A 23711-nucleotide genomic window follows, 5' to 3' on the forward strand; every position below is an offset into this window, starting at 1 on the left:
GAATGAAGCTCAAGATCGAAAACCTCTCGAAACGGTACGGTGCGTTCGACGCTTTGAAGCCGACGTCTCTCGATGTGGCCGAAGGAGAATTTCTGACTCTATTGGGCCCTTCTGGCTCCGGAAAGACGACGCTCCTAACCATGATCGCCGGACTAACCCCTCCAAACTCCGGCGAGATCTACATCAACGGTCGTCGAGCTACCAACGAGCCCGCGTTTTATCGGGATATTGGCATGGTCTTTCAGAACTATGCCTTGTTTCCTCATTTGAGTATCGCGGAAAACCTCGCATTTCCGCTGCGCATGCGGAAGATGCCGGAGGCTGATATACGCGACCGGGTAAAGTCGATGTTGGAGATCATCAGCTTACCTCACGTTGCCGAGCGTGTGCCCAAGGAGCTATCGGGTGGTCAGCAACAACGCGTGGCTCTCGCACGCGCAATGGTCTACCGGCCGTCGATCGTACTGATGGACGAACCTTTGGGCGCGCTGGATAAGAACTTGCGCGAGCAGATGCAGATCGAAATCAAGCATCTGCATAAGCGATTAAAGACGACCATCATCTACGTGACCCACGACCAAGAAGAAGCGTTGGCCATGTCAGATCGGATCTGTCTGATGAACGGTGGCGAGATCGAGCAACTGGCACCACCGAACGAAATTTACGATCGCCCCTCGACGGTCTTCGCCGCTAACTTCATCGGACAGTCCAATATCATGGCGGCTGGCGAAGTGAGCGATGCAAGCGGCAACGTGACGCCCATGCAGGCGGGAACGCGACTGATGGTTCGACCTGAATACGTTCGCGTCAACGCCGACGTCGTTCCCGCGCACCACCGGACCGAAGCGACGTTTATTGAGCGCATCAATATTGGGCCGACAACCCGGTACTTCTTCAAGTCGGCGTCCGATCGCGTCCTTTCAGCCCTTGTTCTGAATGCACAGGCTCCTCACGATATCGAGAACGGTCAACGTTGCATCTTGAGCTGGGCCGCCTCCCGGTCGGTAGAAATAAAGGATGTAGGAACGTGACAGATCGGACGACCATCCCGGGATCATGGCCGCGATCAGATCGGCGCCTACCTCTGAGCGAATTGCTAGCGCGCTGGCCGTTTCTTCAGATAGCACCGCTGCTGACGTTTCTATCCGTCGTATTTGTACTGCCTGTCGGCGGAATTCTTGTTCTCAGCCTCTTTGACGCTCACGGTGCGCTGACGCTAGAGAATTTTTCGCGAGTATTTAAGACCAATCTATACGTTAGCGTGCTCGTGCGAACGATTCAAACCGCTGCTTGGGCCACCGGGATCTGCCTGACGCTCGGTTACCCCGTTGCATATGCACTCTCCAAAGCAAATGCAGGGGTTCGAGCAGCAATCCTGACGTCCGTTCTGGTGCCGCTTTGGACTAGCTTTCTGATCCGCAATCTGTCACTGATTATTATCTTCGGTCGCCGCGGTTTGATCAACGTAACCGGCTTGAAGTTGAGCTGGCTCGATCATTCGATCGCCTTCCTCTACAACTGGAACGGCGTGATGATCGGCCTGAGCAGCTCGCTTTTGCCTTTGGCGATTATTACGATGTACTCCGTAATGGAGGGCATCGAGCCGAACTTGGAAAAAGCGGCGAGCACGCTGGGTGCCCGCCCCTCCCATGGTTTTTGGCGGGTCTATTTTCCTCTGTCGTTACCGGGAGTGGCGGCCGGCGGTATCTTGATCTTTGTGAGTGCTCTTGGGTTTTTCATCACGCCGCAGCTGCTCGGGAGTCCTCGGGAAACGATGATCGCTCAATTGATCATCGAACAAGTTACCGAGGTGTTGCACTGGAACTTCGCTGCGGCGATATCCGCCATGCTGTTGCTGGCAACACTTATTTCCTTCTTTCTGTTTGATCGGGTGGTTGGAATGCACATTCTGACCGGAGAAGAGGGCGACCAGCATCCGTCGAGACTGAACCGAATGCTCCGCCGTGGCGGAATGAAACTAATCAACGGAATTTCATGGATTACCGCCAGCTTCGGATTGGTCGCCGAAAAACTGACGGGACGGACGGTGAAGCTCAGGCAAAGGGTGAGTAGACCCATTCTGTCGATGGTTTCGCTGGCAATTGCGTTGTTCTTGATACTTCCGATCTTCTGTATCGTTCCGATTTCATTCTCTAACAGCCTTCTGTTCGGCTGGCCGCCCCAGGGTTTCTCACTCCGATGGTACACGTCGGTCCTTAGCTCACCAATCTGGGTATTGGCTTTCTGGCGATCGGTTGGCATCGCCGCCATCACCAGCTTGATGGCCATTGCCATCGCTATTCCGGCGGCACTATTTCTCGTTCGTCAAAAGACGAGGGCAAAGTTCCTGATAATTCTGCTGCTGACCATTCCGATTTTTCTGCCTCATATCATCACGGCGGTCGCGCTGTTCTACGCTTATGCCCGCTTCGGGCTGATTGGCACATGGGTCGGATTGATCATGGGGCATATGGTGTTTGCGCTGCCCTATGCCACGATGTCACTGATGGCCGTGCTCAAAAATTACAATCGTTCGTTGGACTATGCCGCATGGACGATGGGCGCGTCAAAATTCAAGACCTTCCGATATATCATGCTGCCGATCATCAAGCCTGGAGTTTATGGCGCGTTTCTTTTCGCATTCATCCAGTCGTTTGACGAAGTGACGATTTCTCTGTTTGTCACGGGAGGCAGCTTCACCACGCTTCCGAAGCAGCTATACCAACAGGCAGTGTACGGGGCGTCACCGGAGTTGGCAGCAGTGTCGACGCTACTCCTGGCGTTAATTCTCGGATTTATGCTCATAGCCAATTCCGTTGGCGGGACGTCCAGACGCGTGTAGCGCTTGCATCGGTTGGATGGGCCGACATTAGAGCCGTCAGTTCGAGGCAATGGTTAGTGAGGAGGCCAACAATGAATAGAAGGCAATTCGTCAAGATAGCTGCGCTATCCGGCGCGACTTTCCCACTACCCGCCATCGTCGGACGCGCATCGGCGGCCGGTGAGACCCTCTATGTTGCGGATGCGGGCGGTGCGTACACCGAGTCCTACAAGAAGGTTATCTATACGCCCTTTACTGCAAGCACGGGAATTGATGTCGTTCCGGTCGTTCGGCCAGCCCAAGCGCTGGCTCAGATGAAGACCATGGTGGAAACGCAGAACTATACGTTCGATGTGCATGGGGCCGCCGGTCTCGATGAAGGTGTCCGCTACGATGCTGAGGGGCTCAGCGAACGAATTGAGTTGCCGAGGTCAATATATGACGACCTTCCTGACTCCATCAGAAATGTTCCGGGCTTCTATCCGGACTCCGTTGCAGCGTTTGCGACGGTATATCGGCCGTTAGCGACAAAACGGGATCTGAAACGAGTTGCCGATATTTGGGACATGTCCATTCCGGGAGTTCGCTCGCTGCGTACTGGCGGTCGCGACAACATAGAATGGGCGCTTCGAGCGGATGGCGTTCCCGCGGGACCGGCCATTATCAATGAGCTGAAAACAAAAGCCGGGTGGGAGCGCGCATTTCGAAAATTGGATGAGATCAAACCGAAAATCCTGACTTGGTGGAGTACGGCCCCACAAAGCGCTCAGCTTCTGCAAGCTCAGGAGATCGATATTACAGCGACGTATGCGAACCGGGCTGCAACGCTGATCCGGCAAGGTGAGAACCTCAAAGTGCTTTGGAACGAAGGTTATTACACTGCCTATGGGTACGTCATCCCAAAAGGCAATCCAAAGGTCCATTTGGTGCAGAAGCTCATCGAGTTCTCATTGGATCCGAAGCGTCAAGCCGCGCTTGCTTCCGAGTTGATGCAAGGAAGCGCCTCGAAAAGTGCCTTCGAATTTATCGACAAGAAGGTGCTCGAGTACGTCCCGACGCAACCAGATAATTTCAAGCAGATGGTCCCGTTGGACGTGGCTTTTTGGGGAGAGAATCTCACGAAATCGAATGAGCTGTTCAATCAGTGGCTTGTGAAATGACGAATGATGATCGGCACTATCGGCAACGACCATCCCTTTGAACGCCCCGGGATGATTGCCTCCGACGACATTCGATGAAATCCGCGGTCGGCGTAAGTCGCTAACGGAAGGCCAGAAATGAACAGAAGAAAGTTTACTAAGACCACAATGCTGGCGGGCGCAACGTTAGCAGCACCCGCGATCATGGGTCGCGCTTCGGCAGCGGGCGAAACTCTCTACATTGCAGATGCTGGTGGCTCCGTATCTCAGATTTATAAGGAGCTCTTTTACACTCCTTTCACGGAGGCTACCGGCATCACGGTCGTTCCCGTGGTGCGAGCCGCGCAGCCGCTGCCCCAGATGCAGTCGATGGTCGACACGAAGAATTATATCTTCGATGCTTGCATTGGCGCAGGCATGGACGAAGCAGTTCGATATTTGGCTTTGGATTTGGTTGAAAAGATCACCCTTCCAAAACACCTGTATGACGACCTTCCGGTGGAGCTGAGGAACCTCGCCGGTTTTGTGCCCGACTCGATATCAGCCTATTCAACGGTTTATCGGACCTCCGCGACCGGGAAAGATCTGACTTGCGTTGCGGACATGTGGGACAAAGCGATCCCTGGCGTGCGGTCCCTCCGCAACAGCGGCCGGGACAACATCGAGTGGGCATTGCGCGCCGACGGCGTCAAGCCCGGCCAGGCCATCATAAACGAACTGAAAACAGATGCCGGTTGGATTCGGGCATTCAAGAAGCTCGATCAAATCAAACCGCGGATCGCTATGTGGTGGACGACGGCGCCGCAGAGCGCGCAGCTGTTACACAGCGGCGAAATCGACATTACCGCGACCTATGTCAACCGGGCAGCGGAGCTTATCGTGCAAGGAGAGGATCTTAAGATCCTATGGAATCAAGGCTATTACACCGCATATGGCTGGTCGATTCCGAAAGGGAATCCGAAGGTGGCGATGGTTCAGAAGCTCATCGAATTCACTCTTGATCCGAAGCGACAAGCCGCGCGTGCAGCGCGCGTCCTGAACGGAACGGCTTCGATCAGCGCCTACCAATATATCGACCCCAAGATCTTGTATTTGATCCCGACGCAGCCTGACAACTTTAAGCAGCTCGTGCCCCTCGATGTCAGCTTCTGGGGTGAAAACTTGTCCAAGTCGAATGAAATGTTCAACGCTTGGCTCATCAAATAAGAGGCTGCGACAGCCGAGCCCGCGCGCAGACGGGTCGAAAGCCTGGCGTCGTTCTCACGGACTAGGAAGCGGTGACTAATTTGAATACACGAAGCAGATCGAAGCGGGTTGGCAAGATTCAGGTCGATGTCTCCGAGAGCATGGCTCAAAAAGCAAAGTTGAGAGTGGCCTCAGGCAAGCGCGTTATCAGCCTTGCACAGGGCGAACCTGACTTCGATACGCCAGAGCACGTTCAGGAAGCGGCAATTGCGGCGATCCGAGCTGGAGAAACCCGCTATACCATCAATACGGGTACCATTCAGCTGCGCGAGGCCATCTCGCGCAAGCTGAGACGCGACAACGACTTGGAATACGGAGTCAATCAGATCGTGGTCGCTCCGGGCGCGAAACCAAGTATATATAATGCCTTCGCCGCAACCTTAAACGACGGCGACGAGGTCATTATACCTGCACCCTATTGGGTGCCGATGCCAGACATGGTGCGGCTCGCCGGCGGACAGCCGGTGATAGTCGCGTGCGGCGTCGAAAGTGACTTCAAGATGCAGCCTGGACAACTACAGGCGGCCATCACACCTCGGACGCGTTGGCTTCTTTTGAATTCGCCAAACAATCCGTCGGGATCAATTTACTCAAAGGCGGAATTGCTTTCCTTCGCCGAAATATTGCGTCGCCATCCTAACGTCCTTGCTTTGTCAGATGACATCTATGAGCACATTCGGTTTGATGGGCGGCCGTTTTACACCTTGGCGCAGATTGCGCCCGATTTGCGGGAGCGCATCCTGACGGTCAACGGCGTTTCCAAAGCATACGCCATGACGGGTTGGCGTATCGGCTATTGCGCCGGGCCGGATTGGCTGATCAGGGACATTACTCGAGTCTTGTCGCAAGCGACGGGTGGCGCATGTTCAATCGCGCAGGCTGCTGCTCTGGCCGCACTCGAAGGGCCACAAGATTTCTTAGCCCAGCGCGTAGCTGTGTTCCACCGGCGGCGAGATTTTGTCTTACCGATCATCAAGGCAATTCCAGGTCTTTCCGCCGAGCGCCCTGAGGGAGGGTTCTATATCTTTGTGAGCTGTACCGATCTGATTGGGAAAACGACGCCGGCAGGCGGCCGAATCTCGTCTGATAGCGTTCTGTGCGATTACTTACTGGCCGAGGCCGACATCGCAGTTGTACAAGGCGCGGCCTATGGCCTTTCTCCTTACTTCCGTATCTCCATCGCGTCGTCGGACGACGACTTGCGTACCGCCGTGGCAGCGATCCGCTCCGCGGTTCTAGCCTTACGCTGAACCAAATTCGAAGTATCATAATATGAACGAGATCACTTCCAGTGCCGCCGAGGCGACGCGATCACGTCCACCCGTGACCGCCTTCCTTGCTGATTGGGTTACGAAACTGCGCTTTTCCGACATCCCGACAGAGGCGGTGGAGACGACCAAGCGCGCTTTCGCAGACACGTTGTCTGTGACGCTTGCGGGCGCAGGCGAGGCGGCCGCAAGCAGGGCGCGTCAAGCTTTGGTCGATGAACCCGGCAAATCGCTGGTTATCGGCACTTCCTTGCGCACGACGGCGAGAACGGCGGCTTTTCTCAATGGTGTGGCAGCTCATGTGCACGATTTCGATGACGGCAACGCGACTATGCTTGGCCATCCATCCACTGGCATGGTTCCGGCGCTTCTTGCGCTGGCCGACGAGCGCAACGTTTCGGGCGAACAACTGATCACCGCGTATGTGGCTGGGATGGAAGTCGGCGCCAAGATTGCGCGGGCGATGACCTACCAACATAATGCCAACGGTTGGCATACGACGTCGACTTTCGGAACCTTCGCAGCGACGGCTGCATCGGCAAAGCTGTTGGGTTTGGACGCGCAGCAGACCAGAGATGCGTTGGGGATCGCCGCCTCGATGGCTTGTGGCATCCGTCAGAACTTTGGAACGTCGACCAAGCCCGTCCACGCCGGCCGTGCTGCCGAGAACGGCGTAATGGCCGCAAAGCTGGCTCTGGCTGGCATCGACGCAAGCCCGACTGCCATCGAGGGTCATGAAGGTTTCATGCACCTATTCGGTGACTTGAGTGTGATCTGTTTTGAAGACGCAATGCGCGACATGGGAGCCCCCTTTGAAGTGATGCGCATCAACGTCAAGCTATATCCGGTTTGCGCGATGGTGCTCCCGGCTCTCGACGTGCTTGTCGAAGGCCTCCGAAATAAAGAGCTTGATCTGGCAGATATAACCTCGGTGCGTTGCGGCACCAGCTATCAAACGCTTAACATCATGCGTTATGATCGGCCTGAAAGTCACTTACAGGCAAAATTTAGCTACAGCTATTGCGTGGCTGTGGCACTGCGAAAAGGCGACGTCACGCTAGCCGATTTCACTCCCGATGCGCTCAAGGATCCCGCGACGCGCAAGATAATGGAGTCGGTTGAACCTTATGTTCATCCAGACCAGAGCACGCCAGAGCTTTTCGAGCCGCTCTACAGAGCCGGAAAAGCCTTTACCGAAGTTGATGTCATGCGGCGAGACGGGAGTCTCTTTAAACGGCGCAAATCCAATTATATCGGCTCGAGCAGCGACCCCGTCAGTTGGGAACATCTGGAGCGGAAATATCGGGCGTGTACTGATGGAATGTTCGATTCCGCCAGGTCGGATCTTATTTTGACACGTTTCCAACATTTGGACAGGCTGAACCGGGTCGGTACACCAATTCTATTGGGCCTTGAAGAGCTGCAGTGACGGACAAAGTACGGGCATGTGCGCAAAGCTAGTGGTTCTTGATGCACCGAGGGTCAGTCACTGCGGTGCTTCGGCTCTGCTGCTCGATGCCGAAGGGCCACTTTCGTTGCAAACGCAGCAACGCATTTGGGCGTTGGATAGAACGGTCCGGAATTGGCAAGAGGTGACTGACGCGCAGGTGGGATTGAACAGCCTCTTAATCGTTGTCGACCCTTTGACAACGGACACCGAGCCTTTGGCGATGAGATTTTTGGCGGAATGGAATGGAACGACCGCTTGGTCCGGTAATGGCCGCACACTCGAAATCGGGATCGTTTACGGGGGAGCTGCAGGTCGGCACCTGCGCGAAGTTGCCGATCGTCTCGGAGTATCGCCGAGCAGGGTGGCTGAATTGCATTCGGCAGGCAATTACACTGTCTTTGCGCCTGGAACGGGTCCAGGCTTCGGCTTTCTCTTCGGACTGGATAGACGGCTGCACCTGCCACGCCGGCCTGAACCTCAAATGGTACCCAATGGTCCAAATTTGAGCATGGCGGGAGCGCAGACGTCTCTTGGACCGCCGTTGAAGCCGGGGGAGGAGCCTTCGCTCGTTCCAAGCGGCTGGTACGCACTCGGACATGCACCGGCATCGCCCATACCGTTCGACTTCAGCAAAACGCCGCCCAACGTTCTTGACCTGGGAGACTGCATTCGTTTCCGAATCGAACGGGTTGAGACATGATCGAAGTGCTTCAAACGCTTCCCTTGAATTCTGTGCAGGATTTGGGGCGGATAGGGCAACGTCACCATGGAATTGCCCGAACGGGAGCGGCCGACCGGGTCGCTCTATCGGTGGGCAACATCTTGCTTGGAAATTCCACTGAGGCCGCCGGAATTGAGGTCCAGATGGGTCCCATGCGGTTGCTGTTCAATCAGCAAATCATGGTTGCACTGTGTGGGGCCGATTGTCAGGCCGTTCTCAACCAACGTCAAGTCGCACCATGGTCGCGTTTCGCGGTTGCGCCGGGCGACGAGCTGGCGATTGGACCGGCACGTATGGGGCTTAGAGCCTATCTTTGTGTGCCCGGAGGCATCGACGTTCCCGAGGTGCTGGGATCCCGCAGCACCTATTTCAGGCAACGCGTTGGTGGCCTGGAAGGGCGCATGCTTCGCGTAGGCGACAAGCTAGGCGCTCTGAAAAAGAGTGCGCAGCCGCAACCCGAACTCTCCGTCTTGCCGCCCGACAACGTTCTCGAACGCGGACTTCACGCATTAGCGGAGCAGGACGATATTGTTCTCCGCGTCGTTCGTGCCGGAGAATATGATGATTTCACATCTAGGTCGCAGCAAACGTTCTGGCGTGATCCCTGGAGGGTCTCCGCTCAGAGCAATAGAATGGGCTATCGATTGGATGGCGCCGAACTGATGCGTACCGACCCCGGAGAAATGCGATCATGTCCGATCACGCCCGGGGTGATCCAGGTGCCCCCAGGCGGGCGCCCTATCGTGCAATTGGTCGACGGCAACTCTGCGGGTGGCTATCCGAAAATTGGTTACGTCATAGAAGCCGATCTCTGGCGCGTCGCCCAAGCGCGGCCAGGCAGCGTGTTCCGTTTCGTGGAATGTTCGGTAACCGAAGCGCGTAAGGCTCTATCTGAGATCGTGAAATATTTGGACAGGCTGGGTTGCCTGATAGCGACGGCCGACAACGGCGGCGTACCAGCGCGCATTTCGCGAGAAACCGAGGCAGGGATGGCGAACGATGAAAATCGATATCAATTCTGACATCGGAGAAGGGTTCGGGCGTTGGCGGCTTTGCGATGACGCCGCTCTGATGGCGCTGATTTCGTCCGCGAATGTGGCCTGCGGTTTTCACGCGGGTGATGCGGTCATCATGACCGACATGGCGGCGCAGGCGAGAGCGCGGGGAGTGGCGCTAGGAGCGCATGTCGGCCTGCCCGATCTACTAGGCTTCGGTCGTGTTCCGATGAAGATTGATCCCCACGATATGCGGAAACACGCACTTTACCAGTTGGGCGCTCTCTCGGCGATCGCCAAGGCTGAAGGTTATAAGGTGACACATGCCGGTACGCATGGCGTCTTTGGCATGATGTCGCGCGAAACACCGGAATATCTTCAGCTCATCTTCGATGCTTTCAAAGCCTATGATCCCGACATCATCGTGCCGGGAGAACCCGGCAGCCCTTGGCAAGCTTACGCGCGGAAGATCGGGTTGCGGACTGTTGGACGAATTTATGCCGACCGGGCCTACGAGGAAGACGGCTCGCTCGTTTCGCGAAAGAAGCAGGGAGCAGTCATCAACGATCTCGATCAAATCGCCGCGAGAGCAAGCCAGTTCTTGAATGACGGCACGGTGACAGCTATCACGGGAAAACGAATCAAGTTGGATGCGAAAAGCATTCTGGTTCATTCAGATACGCCTGGCTCGGTCGAGATTGCCAAGACTTTGCGCGACACGATTGAGAGAGGCGGTGGACAAGTGACGCCACTGACAGAGCTTGTCGAATAGAACAGCGTTCATCGCGGAGCGTCACTTGACCGTAGCGGACGACGAAATTCAGATCCCGCTAGAGATCCTCGAACCCAAATTAGCTTCGGCCTTGCGCAGAGCGGGACTGTCGGAACCCATCGCACGAATCATTGCCGAAACGGTTGCCGGCGCCGAAATCGACGGCAGTAGAAGCCACGGGATCCATCGCTTGCCCGGCTATGTCTCAAGCATATCCAGCGGCTGGATTAATACTGCAGCTAAACCGGCTTGCGAGCAGACGCGGCCCGGCTGTTTGGCGGTTGAGGCTGACAACGGGTTTGCTCAACAAGCAACGCGCGCCTTCTCGAACCGTCTTGCTGGTATGGCTCGGAGCCAAGGTGTCGCGACGATGTTTGTCCGCAATTCGCATCATTTTGGTGCTTTGTGGCAGGACGTGGAACCCCTGGCGCGCGCCGGTCTGATCTCAATTGCGATGGTGAACAGTCGCAGCCATATGGCTGTTTGGCAGGGTAAGCGAAAGACGCTCGGCACCAATCCGATCGCATTTGCCTGTCCAAGGACAAACGCGCCGCCTTTGGTGTGGGACCAAGCTTCGAGCATCATGTCGCACGGCGACATCCTGCTGCACGCTGCCGCTGGTAGACCCGTTCCTTCAGGGGTCGGAATTAACAGGGACGGAGACGTAACTACTGATCCGGCGGCGATACTGGACGGGGGGGCGCTCCTGCCGTTCGGCGGAGCAAAAGGAGCGTCGCTTGCCTTTATGGCCGAGGTTCTGGTGGCGGCACTCTCCGGCGGCACCTTCGGATTTGAAGATTGTTCTTCCAACTTTCCTGGGGCGAAGACCTCGAATGCCGGGCAATTCATTTTGGCCCTTGATCCCGGTGCTGGCGGGAATGCTTCGTTCCAGGGACAGTTGGAGAGGCTAATAGCGGAATTGAAACACGCAGGATCAACTCGCATGCCGGCCGATAACCGCTATCGGCGTCGCCAAGCGGTGCATGAAAGCGGAATGCTGTCGGTCGATGCGCGCAATTGGGCGCGCGTTCTCAGTTTGGCGGAGGACTAGCGATCTTGATATCGCGAAGGCGACAAGTGTTGCCAAAAGCATCACCGAGACAATTGTGCCGGTTCCCCTGTTTCTGTCTCCATTAAAGCAAAAGGCGTTTCGATCGCTCTGGATCGCGACGATGATGTCGAATCTCGGGACGCTTGTGCAGTCGGTGGGCGCCAGCTGGGTCATGGCCACTATGATGGGTTCGCAGGCCATGGTGGCGCTGGTTCAGACAATGAATTCCCTTCCCGTGATGATCTTCTCGATGATAGCGGGTGCGCTGGCGGATAATTATAGTCGTCGTCGCATATTGATCATGGCACAAGGTGGCATGGTGTTAGTATCCGCGGTTCTCGCGACTTCTATCTGCTTCAATGTTCTGGATCCTTGGCTTCTTCTCGCCCTTACATTTCTAATCGGTTGTGGCAACGCGCTGTACAATCCCGCGTGGCAAGCCTCGATAGGCGATGTCATCTCAAAGGAAGATGTTGCCGGCGCGGTCGGTTTGAATGGGCTCAGCTTCAACATGATGCGCAGCGTTGGCCCTGCCTCGGGCGGATTGGTCGTCGTAGTGGCAGGGTCCGCCGCGGCGTTCGCTGCGAATGTTCTTCTCACACTGCCGCTGATAGGCGCGCTCTTGCATTGGAAGCCGCACTATCCAAAGCCGGAGCTCCCCCCGAGCATGTGGGAGCAGCGATTGGTGCCGGCCTTCGTTACATCAGGGTGTCTCCCCATCTTTTGAGAGTTCTCCTACGAACGGCGATCTTCAACTTGGCCGGTGTCGTCGTTTTGGCTCTGCTTCCGTTGGTTGCACGAGACACGTTGAAGGGAACGGCACTAACCTACGGCATGATGTTGGGCACTTTTGGCTTCGGTGCGATCGGCGGCGGCTTGGCAAACGCTGCCATTGTCCGCAAGTTCAATAACGAGGTTGTCATTCGCGCAACTTTCGCGAATTTTGCGCTCGCGCTCATCTTGTTGGGCGCTTCAACTTCGATGCCCCTTAGCTGCATCGCACTACTTGTCGCCGGTGCCTGTTGGGTCATTTCATTGTCCTTATTCAACGTCACCGTGCAACTGTCACGCCACGGTGGGTGGTTGGAAGAGCGCTCTCCTTCTATCAGACCGCGACTTTCGGCGGGATGGCCCTTGTATCCTGGCTTTGGGGCGAAGTTGCAGGTTCACACGGTCTTTCGATCGCCTTCGTGGCGGCAGGGACCGTAATGATGATCGGAGCGGTCTTGGGCTTTCAATATCCGCTTCACGCGTTGTCCGGCGATGATCTCGATCCCATCGGACCATTCCAAGCGCCCGAGCCTATGGTCGAGATCAAGCCGGATTCGGGGCCGGTCTTGGTCTTAATAGAGTATGAAATTGCCCACGAGGATACTCTTCGCTTTCTTGAGCTGATGCGAGAACGGCGTCGTATCCGTTTGCGTGACTGGGCCCGTCGTTGGGCCTTGTTACGAGACATTGAACGGCCACTCGTCTGGGTTGAAAGCTACTACTCGCCAACGTGGATCGAATATCTGCGTCATCATGGCCGCCGTGTACGGGCAGACGCTGACAACTTGGCGTCGCTTCGCAGTCTACATCGGGGGCCTAAGGATCTGCGTCGTGTGCATCGCCTGATTGATAGCCGGATTGTTCCCACGCGAAGCGATTTTCCGCCAAAACCCGAAGCAATGCTTTGATCTTGAGTACGATCCAAGCGCCCTCTCACCTTTCGACGCAGAAGTTGGTTGATTGTATCCAATAGCTAAGTTAAGTATGCACCAAGTCTCTCGCCCTGACTTTTTGCTGGTTCGTCATGTCCCAACTGCCCGCTTCAACCAAAGTGATCGTGATAGGGGGCGGAATTATCGGCAGTTCAACTGCTTACTACCTGGCCAAGCGAGGGGTTCCAACCTTGCTTTGCGAGAAGGGACTTATCGGAGCAGAGCAATCCGGACGCAACCAGGGTTGGGTTCGCGCTCAAAAGCGCGACGCTCAAGAAATGCCGTTGATCCGGGAAAGTTTGCGAATCTGGAACGATCTGGAGCGGCAGCTAGGCCAAAGTGTCGGCTTTAAACAGACGGGTATTTTGACGGTATTCAAGCGCGACGAGGAAGCAGAAGCTTGTGAAAGCTGGCTCGCCAACACCTGTCCCGACGATATCGTTGCTCGCATCGTTTCAGGGGCTGAATTGCGAGCCTTGCTGCCTGGCGCGTCAAGACCGTGGGCTTGCGGCCTGTATTCTCCCAATGACGGCAGGGCGGAGCCATCATTGGCAGCTGCTGCGTACGCAAGCGCGGCGAGGGCGCTCGGCGCGCAGATTGTCGTGTCATGCGCTGTGAGAGGAATTGAAACCCGGGCGGGACGCATTTGTGGCGTTGTGACGGAGCTCGGGCCAGTATCTTGCGAAGCAGTTGTTTTGGCGGGCGGAGTTTGGTCTTCGCTCTTTTGTAACAATATGGGTTTGCGGTTGCCGCAACTCAAGACAATGTCGAGCCTTGTCCGAGCGTACCCGTTGGAAGGGGCTCCAAAAACGTCGATCAAGGGCCCCGATTTTTCGATCCGCACTCGGCACGATGGAGGGTTCACCATAGGTTACGGCGCGTGGAATCGAACGGAAATCGTGCCCGACAGTTTCCGCTATCTCGTCGACTATTTGCCGATGATTTTGACTGGTGGAAACAATGTACGGCTGCGTCTGGGGCGGCGCACGCTTGCGGAGCTGTTTCAGAAATCGCGCTGGCGCATGGATGAACAAACGCCTTTTGAACAGACACGTGTCCTGGATCCCGTGCCATCACTATACGATCTTCGTCAGGCGCAGCGTAATATCAGTCGCGAGTTTCCCGTATTCGCCAATATGAGAGTTGCCGCAACCTGGGCCGGCCTGATCGATGTCATGCCCGATACAAAGCCGGTCATTGGGGCAGTGGACACCATTCCGGGATTTTTTATCAGTAGCGGGTACTCCGGTCACGGCTTTGGGATTGGTCCTGCGGCCGGGCATCTGACGGCTGATCTGGTTACTTCCGAAAAACCTATCGTCGATCCTTCTCCTTTTACTTTCAACCGGCTGTCGAGCGTCAAACGCCAGCCGGCTTTCGCACAGTAGAACGGATATGTATCGCGCAAGCACGTATCAGATGCGAAGCGGTTGGAACGCGATGCTACCGCCTCGCATTTGCCGGCCCGCCCTCAACGGAAAGCTGAGCGTCGATCATGCCGTTGTAGGCGCAGGTTTCACTGGGCTCGCTGTTGCAAGAAGGCTCAAAGAGCTGGAACCCGAAACTGATATTCTCATCATTGACGGCGGAACAGTTGGCGAGAATGCTTCAGGTCGGAATTCCGGCTTTTCTGGCAGCGATCTGCCAACGGTGAGTATGGCATCGGCCAGCAGAGCTGACGCCTCAGCCGATGCTCTAAGCAAACAGAACGTCATAGCCGTATTTGATGCCGAGGGTTTGGCTTGGCTGAAAGACCTCGTGGCCCGGTACGGGATCGATTGCGGGCTTCGACAGGTCGGTTCGTTCAAGGCCGCTGTAAGCGAGCGAGCCGCTGCGGCTCTGTTGAGAATGAGCGAGAGCGCATCGACACAGGGCCGCACGCTTCCGGTTTACAAACAAGATGCTTTGGAAGAGCTAACCGGCACATGCTTTTATCGGTTGGCCATTCGATCCGAGTCTACACATCTATTTCAGCCGGCTGCGCTCGTGCGCGGTCTGGCAGATCATCTACCTTCTGACATTGTCTTTCATGAAGGAACCACTGTCAGCAACATCGAAAAAGTAGGTGAGCGTTGGCACTTGACTTGTCCGCAGGCGCGGATATCCGCGCGGAACGTCATCCTGGCCAACAATGCCTTTGTTAAGCTGCTGGGATACGGCAAAGATCGGTTGGTTTCCTTATTTACTTATGTGGGCGTGACGGAAAGGCTGGGCAACAGGGCACGTCTGCTCGGTAGTCTTCCGGAATGGGGCATGACGTCGGCCCAACGGGCCGGTGGTAGCACCCTTCGTAGACTTTCCGACGGACGCTGTATGATCCGCAGCCTCTATTCCTATGAGGCCGAGCTCAAGGAGAGCGTAATCCGACGAAGATTGCTCGATCGGTTTCGCCGTCGTTATCCGCATCTTGCGGATATCGACTTCGAATACGTATGGGGCGGAGTTACCGACGTCACGCGTGGAGGCGCTCCATTTTGGGGAGAGCTGGAGCAGGGGCTTTTTATAAGTGCCGGCTATAACGGCTCTGGTGTCGCGAAAGGTACCGCATTGGGGCGCCGTCTTGCCGAACTAGTCGCCGGCAAAGTCGCACAAGAAACGGTGACTGGACCGCTCGGCCGTCCCGGATGGCTGCCGCCCGAGCCATTCAGATTCGTCGGCGTGCGTGGCACGGCAATGTACGAGGAATTCCGTGCCGGTGCAGATGCAACCTGATCTCAAAGTTGGACCAGCAGGATAGGGAAATGGTGGTGATGAAGGAGTCCACTCGACTGCTGTTCTTCGGCGGGGGAAATATGGGTTCGGCTCTTATCCGAGGAGTACGCCAAGCACTACCTAATTTAAAATTGATCTTGGTTGATCCGGATGTCGGCCGAGTGGAAGACGCTGTGCGTGGTCTTCAAGGCGTATCAATCTTGCCGGACGCTCCGAGTTCATCATCAGGCTACGATCTGCTCGTATTGGCGGTGAAGCCGCAGAATGTTGCAACTTTCTCTGATGGACATCGACGCTTGCTGGCCGAGAGTCCGGTTCTTTCGGTTATGGCCGGCATGCCGCTTGGGCGATTAATGGAGGTATGCGGCAGTGCGAGAGTGGCGCGCGTTATGCCCAACCTTCCTGCGTTTGTTGGTCAAGGGACGAGCCTCGGCGTAACCGGGCAGACGTTTCCAATCTCGGCAAAAACGGCCGTAGAGCAAGTCTTCGCGCCAGTCGGCAAATTTGAATGGGTGGTGGACGCGGCATTGATTGACAAGGCTATGCCGTTCTACGCCTGCGCGCCTCGCTATATTTTCGCTTTTGCTGAGCAGCGGCGCAAGCGGCTGGCGAGGCTGGATTTTGATACAGAATTCGCTCAGTTGCTCGTTGCGCAGACGATGTTGGGTTCGGCGGCGATGTTAGCAGCTGATCCGCGCTCGCCTTCCGAGCTCAAGCGAGCCGTCATAAGTCCGGGAGGGACCACTGAGGCTGGCGTGATCGAAATGGAGCGTGAGGGGGCCCTTCCCAAGATAGTACGCGCTGCAACCAGCGCTGCGTATCGACGGAGTGTCGAACTAAGAAAAAGTTAGATTTGGGATCGCAAGACGATTGGGAGGTTCGAAAGTGTACGGCGAATTCTCGCCGAACTGGATGCGTAAGCGGCCGGATCGCGCTGCCGCGCACCGAAGGCGCGATTTGAAAAATGGCGGACCTATGCCAATCGAGCTCGAACCGAATTGGCCGGACAAAAACGTCTGGTCGGCATAATCGATAGATAAGCAAAAGGAAGCAAAATGAACGCGAAAAGAGCGTCAGACTCTCAAAAGCAGCGACCGGAAGTCGGCCGCATCCTTGCTGACTTCTGCGCGGAGCTGAAGTTCGAATCAATGTCCGCTGCCGCCGTCGAGGCCGCAAAGAGGGGCATTGCCGACACGTTGTCTGTTGCCCTAGCGGCGAAAGCTGAGGAAGTTGCGGGAGTCATGGGCGGGTTCTTCGCCGAAGAACCAGGAAAGGCACGTGTCTGGAATACTGCGCTGCGAACGACAGCTCGAAATGCTGCTCTGGCCAATGGCGCTATGGCTCATGCGCATGACTTCGACGACGGTAATTATGCGATGGTGGGGCATCCATCCGCCCCAGTATTGCCCGCTATCCTTGCGCTCGCAGACGAACTGGCAGCTTCGGGTGCAGATATCATTGCGGCCTATGCGGCCGGTGTCGAGATGGAAGGCCGTCTCGGCATCGCCGTAACCTATGAACACAATGGTCGTGGCTGGCACACAACTTCCTCGCTCGGGACATTCGGAGCTGCCGCTGCCGCCGGAAACCTGTTGGGGCTTGATGGCAAGCTCATGCTAGAAGCCTTCGGAATTGCAGCCTCGCTTGCATCTGGATTACGTCAAAACTTCGGATACATGACCAAACCGCTACATGCAGGATTCGCAGCGCAGAACGGCGTCCTTGCCGCCAAACTTGCTAAGGCCGGAATGCGATCAAGCCCTAATGCGATCGAGGGGCACGAGGGGTTTTTCGATCTCTTTACAGATCCAGAAAAGCTGAACGCGGACGAAGCAATCCGCGATCTTGGCCTATCCCTCGAACTCATCCGCAATAACCCCAAGCTTTATCCGACATGCTCGCTTGTACATCCGGCCCTGGATCTTGTAACGGAGGGTATTGCGAGTGGCGAAATCGTGGCGGACGACCTCGAGGTCATCAATGTGGGCGTCAGCTACCATGCTTTGAATTTAATGCGATACAACGATCCGAAAGATGCACTGCAGGCGAGGTTCAGCATCCCGTATTGCATAGCGGCGGCATTGGCGCATGGCGACGTAACGCTTGGGAGTTTTTCCGACCAGTCCGTTGCCGGAAATGAGATCCGCGGCCGCATGGGCAAAGTCAATGCCTATGTTCATCCCGACCTGTCAACCAAGGAGCAGTTCGAAAAGGTCTATACCAAAGGAGCCGCCTTTACCGAAATCGAAGCGGTTCACAAGTCGGGGAAGATCCATCTCAAGCGGCAAAGCGTGGCGGTCGGCAACCATCAATATCCGGCTCCGCCTGAAAGGCTCCGACGAAAATTCGAAACGTGTGCAGCGCTTTCTGTTGGAAAGCCGAAAGCCAGGGATCTTTGGAATATGCTGATGAAACTCGAAACTGTGCAGTGGTCGGAAGTCGATAGCCTTCTGGATGAGTAGTCAATACAATCTGTCAGAATCAACATCTGCTGGTGGTGGGTATTTAGGGAGAACAACGGAGGTCGGAAGGCCCAGAAACGCTTGATGTTCGGGTGAGCGAATTGCTTTCGTCCTCCTTTTGTATATAATTTCGGCAAAGAGGATACATTTGAGGCGAAGTTTGTGACAGAACTGGACAATCAACAAAGGCCTTCGGCGACTGAGACGGTGAGAAAGCTTCTCCGGGCTGACATTCTTGCTGGGACATTCGCCCCCGGCGAGCAGCTTCGCCAAGAGGAATTGGCGGACAAATTCGGAACGAGCCGCATTCCGGTAAGGGAGGCCTTGCGACACCTCGAGGCGGAGGGTCTGGTCACGCTCCTAAACAATCGGGGCGCCAAGGTAGTCTCATTCACTTCGGCCGAGGTGATCGAATTGATGGAAATTCGCATTGCGCTGGAGTGCCGCGCGTTGCGTCTAGCCATTCCTAATATGATTCAGAGTGATTTTGATGAGGCCAAACGTATTCTCGTGGAATACGACAAGAAAAGCGACCCCGCTCAATGGGCGGAGATGAACTGGAAGTTTCACGAAACCCTCTATATCCCCTGTAATCTACCTAGATTGCTGTCTCTTATCGAAGGCAACTACGGGCAGGTGAGCTTGTTCGTCCGGGCACAAGTCTCTATGGCGTCAGGCAAGAAAACGCCGCAAGAAGAGCATGTGGATATCTTAAAAGCTTGCCGCGCCGGGAACGTTGAAAAGGCCGTCGATCTTCTCGAAGCACATATCTCTAACACCAAGAAGGCGCTCATGGTGCAGCGCCGTAGGAGTCGGTGAGCGCTCCTATTGCTGGCGCGGAAAGCGTACTTTCCTTCACGCCACCGGCGTTTCCTGAATCTTCATACTGCGGCGGTTAGATCAACCCAGTACTTTATCGAGAAATACCCGGGTCCGTTCTTCGCGTGGCGTACCCAAGATCGAACTTGGTGCACCGTGCTTGACGATGACGCCGCCATCGGTGCAGTAGCCATGATCCGCCACTTCGCGAGCGAAGCCCATCTCGTAGGTGTCGAGAATGCAGGTCATGCCTTCTGCGGCGAGATCGCGAATGGTGACCAGATCCTCCTTCTTTGTTTCCGGATCGAGCGCGGCAGGACCTCGTCGAACAGCATTACCTTCGGATTCATGGTAAGTGTAGCTCTGCGGCCCTTTTGAATGGCGCTTGACGCCTATTTTGTTCGCGTAGCGCGCCGCCGCGGTTTCCATATGTCGGACAACGCGTTGACGGCGGCTTCGAGCGCCTTCCGGTCGACGACGTTGGGATCGAACCGCCCCGGGCCCCAGAGGCGCATATGTTCGTGGTCCGGATGGGCGGGGTCTCTGATGGCTTCGAGGTATTCGGCATAACCCGGCGCACCGCCTACGTCTTCCGGAGGACAACGACCGGCGGCCTCGAGCAAGAAGGGAAGTCCCTCCGTCGTGGTGTTCTCGAACCATTTTTCGAGCTTGATCACATGGTCCCAGCTGTCGCCGAAGTCATAGAGATAGTGGATCGTCTTGGCGCCGGTCTCGCGAACGATGTCGCAGAGGCGCGCTTTGCTCGCATCCATGGGCTGGTGGCCGTAATCGTTGTGGGGATCAGGAATTCCCCAATGAACATCGCCAGCGAAGAACTCGAAGAGGTGACCGTTCGTCCAGCCGAATGCCTCCTGAAGCGTCAGATGCAACCGATCAAGGCGCAAGGTGACGGGTACGACGAGGCGACGCATCACCGCCGGCTTCACATCCTTGAGGGTCACCTTGATCCGGACCGCGGTCGTGTTCAGGTTCATGCCGCCAGCCTCGGATCAAGTGTATGCATCGTATAGGTCGACGCCCAGGGAAGCAGTTCGTCCAACCGCGCCGCAGGCCAACCATTGACGAGCTTGGCGAGAACGTCAGCGAGCCAGTGCTCGGCACTGACGCCATTGAGCTTACAGGTCTCAATGAGCGAAGCCAGCAATGCCCAATTCTCGGCACCTTCGTCGCAACCGGCAAAAAGGGAGTTCTTGGCGTTGAGCTTGATCGGCCGCATCGCACGCTCGACAGCATTCGTGTCCAATTCGATGCGCCCGTCATCAAGGTAGAGCGCCAGGCCGTTCCAATGACGCAGCGCGTAACGCAAAGCCTTCGCCGTGTCGCTCTTCGGTGCAAGGTGATCAAGCTTGGCCTCAAACTGTCATTCGGCCTGCAATATTGACCCCCTAAGCCGGGGGATCGGCGTCCAAAATTGACCCCCTACAGATTGGTCTGTTGCGCTGCCTGCTTTGGAACGAAGCAGGTGGTGGGGGATGCTGATCGTGGAGACGATTGCCCGGATCCGGCGCGAGCACTTCATCAAGGGCAAGACGATCAAGGAGATCGCCCGTGACCTGAAGGTGTCGCGGAACACGGTCCGGAAGGTGCTGAGGTCGGGAGAGACCTCCTTCGAGTACGAGCGGCAGGTGCAGCCGCGGCCAAAGCTGGGCCGATGGGCAGTAGAGCTTGACGGATTGCTGGCGGCGAACGCGGCCAAACCGGCTCGTGAACAGCTGACGTTGATCCGGATCTTCGAAGAGCTGCGCCGCCGCGGCTACGACGGCGGTTACGATGCGGTGCGGCGTTACGCCAGGCGCTGGAGCAAGGAACGCGGGCAATCGACCGCAGCCGCTTATGTCCCGCTGAGTTTTGCCCCAGGCGAAGCTTACCAGTTCGACTGGAGCCACGAGGTGGTCTTGCTGAGCGGCACCACGGTGATGGTGAAGGCCGCCCATGTTCGGCTCTGTCACAGCCGCATGCTGTTCGTGCGGGCCTATCCGCGGGAGACGCAGGAGATGGTGTTCGACGCCCACGACCGTTCGTTCGCGCTGTTCAAAGGCACCTGCACCCGCGGCATCTATGACAACATGAAGACCGCCGTAGAGACGATCTTCGTCGGTAAAGGGCGTCTCTATAATCGCCGCTTCCTGCAGATGTGCAGCCACTATCTGGTCGATCCGGTCGCCTGCACGCCAGCGTCGGGCTGGGAGAAGGGGCAGGTCGAGAACCAGGTCGGGCTGGTCAGGGAACGCTTCTTCACGCCGCGGCTGCGGTTCAAAAACCTCGACGAGTTAAACGCCTGGCTGCTCGACAAATGCATCGCCTACGCCAAGGCTCATCGCCATCCGGAGCTGGTCGATCAGACGATCTGGGAAGTGTTCGAAGCCGAACGCCCCAAACTCGTTCCCTATGCTGGCCGCTTCGACGGCTTCCATGCGGTGACGGCATCGGTCTCGAAGACCTGCCTGGTGCGCTTCGACAACAACAAGTACTCGGTCGCAGCCAGCGCAGTCGGACGGCCGGTCGAGGTTCAAGCCTATGCCGATCGCATCGTGATCCGTCAGGATGGACGCATCGTTGCCGAGCACCCGCGATCCTTTGGCCGCGGCGATACCGTCTACGACCCCTGGCATTACGTGCCGGTGCTCGCCCGCAAACCCGGCGCCTTGCGCAACGGTGCTCCCTTCAAAGACTGGGTGCTGCCGGCCGCGATCGAGCGGATCCGGCGCAAACTTGCCAGCACGGACGATGGCAATCGGCAAATGATCGACATCCTCAACGCGGTGCTGACTGACGGTCTGCCCGCGGTGGAAGCGGCCTGTGCCGAAGCGCTCAGTCACAGCGTCCATTCCGCCGATGTCGTGCTCAATATCTTGGCCCGTCAACGTGAACCCGCCCCACCGGCCAACATCATGACGCCGGCCGCACTGACGCTCCGTCATGCGCCGATCGCCGATTGTGCCCGCTACGACAACCTCCGGAGGACCATCTGATGGAACGAACCCAAATCTTCGACCTCATGGGCGAACTCAAGCTCTACGGCATGAAGGCTGCCTTCGACGAGATCATGGCAACTGCCGTCAAGCGCCAGCACGAACCTCAGCGCATTGTCGGCGACCTGCTCAACGCCGAGATCAACGAGAAGCAAGCCAGGTCGATCAAATACCAGCTCACCATTGCCAAGCTGCCGTTGGCCAAGGACATCGCCGACTTCCAGTTCGACGGCACGCCGATCAATCAGACTCTCGTCAATGATCTCGCTGGCGGCGGCTTCATCGCCCAACAACGCAACGTCTTGCTGGTTGGCGGCACCGGCACAGGCAAGACCCACCTGGCCATTGCCATCGCCAGAAGCTGCATCCGATCCGGTGCCCGTGGCCGCTTCTTCAACGTCGTCGACCTCGTCAATCGCCTCGAGACCGAGACCCGCAACGGACGGCAAGGACGGCTCGCCGAGCATCTGACCCGGATGGACTTCATCGTGCTGGATGAACTCGGCTATTTGCCCTTCGCCCAGTCCGGTGGCCAGCTTCTCTTCCACCTCGTCAGCCGGCTCCATGAGCGCGCCTCCGTCATCGTGACCACCAATCTCGCCTTCGGCGAATGGCCGAGCGTGTTCGGCGACGCCAAAATGACCACCGCGCTGCTCGACCGATTGACCCATCACTGCGACATTGTCGAAACCGGCAACGATAGCTGGCGGTTCAAGAGCCGAGACGACGATCACGCCACCGCGCTCGTCTCGCCTCCGCTATCCCGGCCAGCTCCGACGAGACGAGCGCTACCAGCAAAGCCCGCCGCACGAAGGGGTCAAAATTGGACGCCGATGAGGGGTCAAATTTGCAGGCCGATTGACAGGCAAATCGCCGCTCTTCATGAAACCGCGGTATGATCTGCCGTGGCTGGCGCAATTCGCAGCAGAGATGGCGGCGCGCTGTTGGCCGGTCTTCGAGACGAAGGCTTGGGGATGCTCGGCTACCGAGGTCGACTGGCGGAAGCATGGCTTCGAGGGGTCGCGTCTCGGCTACCTGTTGAACGGTGCCGGCCTCTTCCACCATGCGCATCGCGCGGTCGACGATTGCCACGCTTTATTGGAAATCCTCTCGATCGACCTGCCGACAACAGGAGAGCCTGCTCTCGCGCTCCTGCTCGGGACCGCCCGCAAGCCGACGCTGCGGGTGTGGGCGGAGCAATCCCCGTTCGATCTCAAGGATTTACTCAAGAGGCGCGGCTATCGCGGGAGCGACGGCAGCGACGGTCGGTCCAAATCCTGGGTACATCGACGTCTGCGAGACAGCGTCCGAGGACGAGATCGCTTTCCTGAAGGCGATCCAGTCGCGCAGACCATTGATGCTGTGGAATCCGTCGGAAGCATAACATCGGATCGAGGGGAATGTGCTCTGCATCATCTGGGCCAGCGCGTGTCCCGGACCGAGGTCGAGCGCGCGGTCGACCCCTTGCTCCGCAAGAGCCTCCAGTGTCGTCTGCCCAGGCGATCAGGCGTGCGGCTTTGTAAGCGAGCTTGGTCGTTCCGGCGCCGAGAAGATGCTTTC

17 protein-coding genes and 5 pseudogenes are annotated in these 23711 nt (G+C 56.9%); 19 read left to right on the forward strand and 3 right to left on the reverse strand.

Features of this window, described 5'->3' with window-relative positions; genetic code table 11:
• The first annotated feature begins 2 nt into the window (after positions 1-2).
• The 16 genes and pseudogenes from ACWAT4_RS40710 (at position 3) to ACWAT4_RS40785 (ending at position 19158) form a co-directional block, all read left to right on the forward strand.
• Positions 3-1031 carry an ABC transporter ATP-binding protein gene (locus ACWAT4_RS40710; protein WP_128955179.1) on the forward strand — a complete coding sequence of 343 codons (1029 nt, stop codon included), beginning with the start codon at positions 3-5 and terminating at the stop codon, positions 1029-1031.
• Positions 1028-2842, forward strand: a complete 1815-nt coding sequence (locus tag ACWAT4_RS40715; RefSeq protein WP_164933842.1) for an ABC transporter permease subunit — start codon at positions 1028-1030, stop codon at positions 2840-2842. The genes ACWAT4_RS40710 and ACWAT4_RS40715 overlap by 4 nt, the downstream gene beginning before the upstream one ends.
• A gap of 71 nt (positions 2843-2913) precedes the next feature.
• Positions 2914-3981 carry an extracellular solute-binding protein gene (locus ACWAT4_RS40720; protein ID WP_128929622.1) on the forward strand — a complete coding sequence of 356 codons (1068 nt, stop codon included), beginning with the start codon at positions 2914-2916 and terminating at the stop codon, positions 3979-3981.
• A 117-nt stretch (positions 3982-4098) separates the two neighbouring features.
• Positions 4099-5166, forward strand: a complete 1068-nt coding sequence (locus ACWAT4_RS40725) for an extracellular solute-binding protein (protein ID WP_128929621.1) — start codon at positions 4099-4101, stop codon at positions 5164-5166.
• 71 nt (positions 5167-5237) lie between these two features.
• Positions 5238-6455 (forward strand): pyridoxal phosphate-dependent aminotransferase, encoded by a 1218-nt coding sequence (locus ACWAT4_RS40730; protein ID WP_128929620.1) that lies wholly within the window; start codon positions 5238-5240, stop codon positions 6453-6455.
• A 22-nt stretch (positions 6456-6477) separates the two neighbouring features.
• Positions 6478-7902, forward strand: a complete 1425-nt coding sequence (locus ACWAT4_RS40735; protein WP_128929619.1) for an MmgE/PrpD family protein — start codon at positions 6478-6480, stop codon at positions 7900-7902.
• Between the two features lie 16 nt (positions 7903-7918).
• Entirely contained in the window at positions 7919-8623 is a 705-nt protein-coding gene (locus tag ACWAT4_RS40740) for a carboxyltransferase domain-containing protein (RefSeq protein ID WP_128929618.1), read from the forward strand.
• Complete coding sequence (locus ACWAT4_RS40745; protein WP_128929617.1) at positions 8620-9666, forward strand: 5-oxoprolinase subunit C family protein; 1047 nt, start codon at positions 8620-8622, stop codon at positions 9664-9666. The genes ACWAT4_RS40740 and ACWAT4_RS40745 overlap by 4 nt, the downstream gene beginning before the upstream one ends.
• Positions 9644-10411, forward strand: coding sequence for a LamB/YcsF family protein (locus ACWAT4_RS40750; RefSeq protein WP_128929616.1), 768 nt, complete (start codon positions 9644-9646; stop codon positions 10409-10411). The genes ACWAT4_RS40745 and ACWAT4_RS40750 overlap by 23 nt, the downstream gene beginning before the upstream one ends.
• A gap of 25 nt (positions 10412-10436) precedes the next feature.
• Complete coding sequence (locus tag ACWAT4_RS40755) at positions 10437-11462, forward strand: Ldh family oxidoreductase (RefSeq protein WP_164933844.1); 1026 nt, start codon at positions 10437-10439, stop codon at positions 11460-11462.
• A 124-nt stretch (positions 11463-11586) separates the two neighbouring features.
• A pseudogene (locus tag ACWAT4_RS40760) lies at positions 11587-13141 on the forward strand (MFS transporter).
• 116 nt (positions 13142-13257) lie between these two features.
• A complete protein-coding gene (locus ACWAT4_RS40765; protein WP_128929614.1) occupies positions 13258-14553 on the forward strand; it encodes an NAD(P)/FAD-dependent oxidoreductase in 1296 nt (431 codons plus the stop codon).
• Positions 14554-14560: 7 nt separating this feature from the next.
• The gene (locus ACWAT4_RS40770; protein WP_128929613.1) at positions 14561-15877 is read left to right on the forward strand and encodes an NAD(P)/FAD-dependent oxidoreductase; all 1317 of its coding nucleotides are present in this window, start codon (positions 14561-14563) and stop codon (positions 15875-15877) included.
• 29 nt (positions 15878-15906) lie between these two features.
• Positions 15907-16728 (forward strand): pyrroline-5-carboxylate reductase family protein, encoded by an 822-nt coding sequence (locus ACWAT4_RS40775; protein WP_164933845.1) that lies wholly within the window; start codon positions 15907-15909, stop codon positions 16726-16728.
• A gap of 204 nt (positions 16729-16932) precedes the next feature.
• The gene (locus ACWAT4_RS40780) at positions 16933-18339 is read left to right on the forward strand and encodes an MmgE/PrpD family protein (RefSeq protein ID WP_128929611.1); all 1407 of its coding nucleotides are present in this window, start codon (positions 16933-16935) and stop codon (positions 18337-18339) included.
• A gap of 162 nt (positions 18340-18501) precedes the next feature.
• Positions 18502-19158, forward strand: a complete 657-nt coding sequence (locus ACWAT4_RS40785; protein WP_128929610.1) for a GntR family transcriptional regulator — start codon at positions 18502-18504, stop codon at positions 19156-19158.
• Between the two features lie 81 nt (positions 19159-19239).
• Here the strand turns inward: ACWAT4_RS40785 and ACWAT4_RS40790 are convergent, their stop codons facing one another.
• The 3 genes and pseudogenes from ACWAT4_RS40790 to ACWAT4_RS40800 all read right to left on the reverse strand — a co-directional run.
• Complete coding sequence (locus ACWAT4_RS40790) at positions 19240-19587, reverse strand: ATP-binding cassette domain-containing protein (RefSeq protein WP_371746379.1); 348 nt, start codon at positions 19585-19587, stop codon at positions 19240-19242.
• Positions 19551-20153: a plasmid pRiA4b ORF-3 family protein gene (locus tag ACWAT4_RS40795; protein ID WP_128929609.1), complete on the reverse strand. Its 603-nt coding sequence runs from the start codon at positions 20151-20153 to the stop codon at positions 19551-19553. Before ACWAT4_RS40795 ends, ACWAT4_RS40790 begins: the two co-directional genes overlap by 37 nt.
• Positions 20150-20536, reverse strand: a pseudogene (locus ACWAT4_RS40800) (IS66 family transposase); the annotation flags it as partial. The gene ACWAT4_RS40795 and the pseudogene ACWAT4_RS40800, both read right to left, overlap by 4 nt.
• Positions 20537-20651: 115 nt before the next feature.
• On the opposite strand from ACWAT4_RS40800, the pseudogene istA reads away from it, so the two are divergent.
• The 3 pseudogenes from istA to ACWAT4_RS40815 form a co-directional block, all read left to right on the forward strand.
• A pseudogene (istA, locus tag ACWAT4_RS40805) lies at positions 20652-22142 on the forward strand (IS21 family transposase); the annotation flags it as partial.
• 8 nt (positions 22143-22150) lie between these two features.
• Positions 22151-22873 (forward strand): annotated as a pseudogene (gene istB / locus ACWAT4_RS40810) (IS21-like element helper ATPase IstB); the annotation flags it as partial.
• A gap of 211 nt (positions 22874-23084) precedes the next feature.
• Positions 23085-23484 (forward strand): annotated as a pseudogene (locus ACWAT4_RS40815) (3'-5' exonuclease); the annotation flags it as partial.
• Positions 23485-23711: the final 227 nt, after the last annotated feature.

This window comes from Bradyrhizobium sp. T-1, from assembly GCF_053592855.1.

What these genes read in the sequence shown, in the direction of transcription:
- ACWAT4_RS40795 (WP_128929609.1), bottom strand. Translation starts at nt 20,153, where the DNA reads ATGAACCTGAACACGACCGCGGTCCGGATCAAGGTGACCCTCAAGGAT.
- ACWAT4_RS40750 (WP_128929616.1), top strand. Translation starts at nt 9,644, where the DNA reads ATGAAAATCGATATCAATTCTGACATCGGAGAAGGGTTCGGGCGTTGG.
- ACWAT4_RS40765 (WP_128929614.1), top strand. Translation starts at nt 13,258, where the DNA reads ATGTCCCAACTGCCCGCTTCAACCAAAGTGATCGTGATAGGGGGCGGA.
- ACWAT4_RS40740 (WP_128929618.1), top strand. Translation starts at nt 7,919, where the DNA reads ATGTGCGCAAAGCTAGTGGTTCTTGATGCACCGAGGGTCAGTCACTGC.
- ACWAT4_RS40720 (WP_128929622.1), top strand. Translation starts at nt 2,914, where the DNA reads ATGAATAGAAGGCAATTCGTCAAGATAGCTGCGCTATCCGGCGCGACT.
- ACWAT4_RS40790 (WP_371746379.1), bottom strand. Translation starts at nt 19,587, where the DNA reads ATGGAAACCGCGGCGGCGCGCTACGCGAACAAAATAGGCGTCAAGCGC.
- ACWAT4_RS40745 (WP_128929617.1), top strand. Translation starts at nt 8,620, where the DNA reads ATGATCGAAGTGCTTCAAACGCTTCCCTTGAATTCTGTGCAGGATTTG.
- ACWAT4_RS40775 (WP_164933845.1), top strand. Translation starts at nt 15,907, where the DNA reads ATGGTGGTGATGAAGGAGTCCACTCGACTGCTGTTCTTCGGCGGGGGA.
- ACWAT4_RS40770 (WP_128929613.1), top strand. Translation starts at nt 14,561, where the DNA reads ATGTATCGCGCAAGCACGTATCAGATGCGAAGCGGTTGGAACGCGATG.
- ACWAT4_RS40725 (WP_128929621.1), top strand. Translation starts at nt 4,099, where the DNA reads ATGAACAGAAGAAAGTTTACTAAGACCACAATGCTGGCGGGCGCAACG.
- ACWAT4_RS40735 (WP_128929619.1), top strand. Translation starts at nt 6,478, where the DNA reads ATGAACGAGATCACTTCCAGTGCCGCCGAGGCGACGCGATCACGTCCA.
- ACWAT4_RS40710 (WP_128955179.1), top strand. Translation starts at nt 3, where the DNA reads ATGAAGCTCAAGATCGAAAACCTCTCGAAACGGTACGGTGCGTTCGAC.
- ACWAT4_RS40780 (WP_128929611.1), top strand. Translation starts at nt 16,933, where the DNA reads ATGAACGCGAAAAGAGCGTCAGACTCTCAAAAGCAGCGACCGGAAGTC.